The 2,919-nt window shown below is 59.3% G+C and carries 2 protein-coding genes; both read right to left on the bottom strand.

Going from position 1 to position 2,919, the window contains the following annotated elements; genetic code table 11:
* Positions 1–1,029 (bottom strand): sigma-54-dependent transcriptional regulator (locus AQS70_RS09410; RefSeq protein WP_055102543.1); only part of this gene is annotated, 1,029 nt, incomplete at its 3' end.
* Entirely contained in the window at positions 1,029–2,840 is a 1,812-nt protein-coding gene (locus AQS70_RS09405; RefSeq protein ID WP_055102542.1) for a sensor histidine kinase, read from the bottom strand. The genes AQS70_RS09410 and AQS70_RS09405, both read right to left, overlap by 1 nt.
* Positions 2,841–2,919: the final 79 nt, after the last annotated feature.

Raw genomic sequence — 2,919 nt, 5'->3', positions numbered from 1 at the left:
GTGGCGGGTGCTGGCTTCGGCGGCAAAGTGCTGAAACAGCACCAGCACGTCATCACCGCGCTCGCGCAGTGGCGAAATGCGCAGCGGCGCGACGTTCAGCCGGTAGTACAAGTCGGCACGGAAGCGACCTTGGTCAGCCGATTGGCGCAGGTCTTCTTTAGTCGCGGCAATCACCCGAATATCCAGCGGGATCAGTTGATTGCCGCCCAAACGCTCGACCACACGTTCTTGCAGTAAACGCAGCAGTTTGACCTGCACGTCTAGGCTCATGCTTTCGATTTCGTCGAGGAACAACGTCCCGCCATTGGCGAACTCGAACTTGCCGATACGGCGCTTTTGCGCACCGGTGAAGGCGCCGGGTTCATGGCCGAACAGCTCGCTTTCGACCACCGATTCGGCCAGCGCACCCGCGTTGATCGCGACAAACGGCCCGCTACGACGGCTCGACAGGTCATGCAGCGCCCGAGCAACCACCTCTTTACCAGAGCCGGTTTCGCCCAAAATCAGTACGTCAGCCTTGGTCGCGGCCAGTGCGCCGATTTGCTCGCGCAGGCGCAACATGGCTGAGGATTGCCCCACTAACCGAGCGCTCAATTGTTGCCGGTCACTGAGTGCCATGCGCAGACTGCGGTTGTCCAGCACCAGCGCACGCAAGGCCAACGCCCTGCGCACGCTGTCGAGCAGCGCATCGCTGGCAAACGGTTTTTCCAAAAAGTCGTAAGCGCCCGCGCGCATGGCTTGCACCGCCAACGGCACATCACCGTGGCCAGTGATCAACAACACGGGCAAATCGGAGTCTTGAGCGTGCAGGTGATTGAGCAGTTCAAGCCCGTCCATCCCCGGCATGCGGATGTCGCTGACCACCACCCCCGGCCAGTCGCGCCCAATGCGTTCAGCCAAGCCGTTCGCTTCGGCCAGCGGCAACACGTTCAATCCGGCCAAGTCCAGAGTTTGAGAGAGCGCCTGGCGCAGGTGCGGATCATCATCAATCAAGATGACCTGAACACGCGGATCAATGGGTTGGCTCATCACCTGGAGTCCTCTGAAGCTTGCACACTGACGCCCGGCGCACCGGCACGCAGTCGTAGGGTAATTAAGGCGCCGCCTTCTTTGTGGTTGGCGAACAGCAATTCGCCGCCGAACGCACGAATCAGCGTGTCGCAGATAGCCAGCCCTAAGCCCAAACCTTGGGTGCGGGTTTTAGTGGTGTAAAACGGCTCACCGGCGCGGCCCAACGCTTCCATGCAAAAGCCCGGGCCGTTAGCGCGAATGTACACAGTGACGCCTTCAGGTGTGGATTGGGCACTGAGCCACAATCGGCGCGGCGGGCCTTTTTCGGTCAGGGCATCAAGAGCGTTGGCCAGCAGGTTGCCCAATACTTGGCGCAAACGGGTTTCACCCGCTTCGACCCACAGCGTGGCCGCGGGCAGGTCGCGGATCAATTCGACTTCCATGCTGCGCCGCCGCTTGGCCAGCAAGGCCAATGCATCATCCAGTGCTGGTTGCAGCGCCACACTTTCTGGTGCGTGCCGATCACGCCGAGCGAACGCGCGCAGGTGCGCAATGATCGAGGACATGCGACCGGTCAACTCATTGATCAATTTAAGGTTGCTGCGCGCGTCTTCGGTGCGTTGATGGTCGAGCAAGACTTCCGCGTTTTCGGCATAGCTGCGGATGGCTGCCAGCGGCTGGTTGAGTTCATGGCTGATGCTGGCAGACATAGTCCCCAGCGCTGACAGCTTGCCCGCCTGCACCAAATCATCCTGAGCGCGCACCAACTCCTGTTGCGCCTGCTCGCGCTCCAGCACTTCTTTGCGCAAACGCTGGTTAAGCCCTTCGAGGTCGCTGGTACGTTCGGCCACACGCCCTTCGAGTTCGCGTCTGGCCTTCGCCTCGAAGGCGATACGCTCCAAGTAATGACGGCGACGCTGCATCATCAAACCGATTAACAGCATGACCACCAGTAAGGTGGCGGCACCGATGGCCACTACCGTGCGAACCGGGCGGTCAATCAAGGTTCGCGGGGCGAGAATGTTCACGCTCCAGTCGGTTTCGTCGATTTTTTGGGTTTGCACCAGCCACGCATCCGGGTTGATCGTCAGCGGCTGTAGATCGCGCGTCGGATACGGCAGGATGGCGAAAATGTCTTGCTGCTCTTGAGGCGATAATTCACGGGTGGCTCTGAAGCGCCAATCTGGTCGAGATGTCAGAATGACCACGCCGTTGTCGTCCGTCGTTAGCAATTGCTCCGGGGTGTTGCCCCACAAGCGTTCGGTGTGATCGAGGTCGACCTTGACCACCAGTACACCGATCTTTTTATCGCCCTCAATCGCCGGAGCCGCAAAGTAATAGCCGCGCTTACCGGACGTGGTCCCCAGACCAAAGAATCGCCCCAATTTGCCGTCCATCGCTTCGCTGAAATATGGACGGAACGCGAAGTTACGCCCAATAAAGCTGTCGCTCTTGTCCCAGTTCGACGTAGCCACTGTGTCGCCGTGCGCATCAAGTAGGTACATGACTTCAGCACCCGTCTGATGGTTGAGATCAGCGAGCAACTTATTGGCCGTGCTCAGCGTCTGCGGGTTTTCAGGGTCGGCCAGCACATTACGCAGTGCAGGCAGTTCGCCGAGGATTTGTGGCAACACCTCATAGCGATGCAACGTGCCCAACAAGTTGGCCACGTAAAGGTCGAGGGTCTGACGATTTTGCCCGGCCAGTTGGCTGCGGTAATAGCGTTCTGCAAGGTGTTGCAGTGGCCACAGCAATGGCGCCAAACACAGCGCTAGTAAGGCCAGGCTGCGCCAACGGGGACGGCGAGGAGTTGAGGAGGTCGAGATCATACGGCGCAGTATACCTACGCTTAAAAACTGTAGGAGCGAGCTTGCTCACGATCTGTTGATCTTTAAAATGATTGCCCGG

It is taken from the genome of Pseudomonas endophytica, from assembly GCF_001411475.1.
GTDB classification, from domain to species: domain Bacteria; phylum Pseudomonadota; class Gammaproteobacteria; order Pseudomonadales; family Pseudomonadaceae; genus Aquipseudomonas; species Aquipseudomonas endophytica.
This window is presented reverse-complemented; position numbering and strand designations above follow the sequence as displayed.

Bases quoted from the DNA above. Each gene is read 5' to 3' on its own strand.
- AQS70_RS09405 (WP_055102542.1), bottom strand. From the start codon at position 2,840: ATGATCTCGACCTCCTCAACTCCTCGCCGTCCCCGTTGGCGCAGCCTG.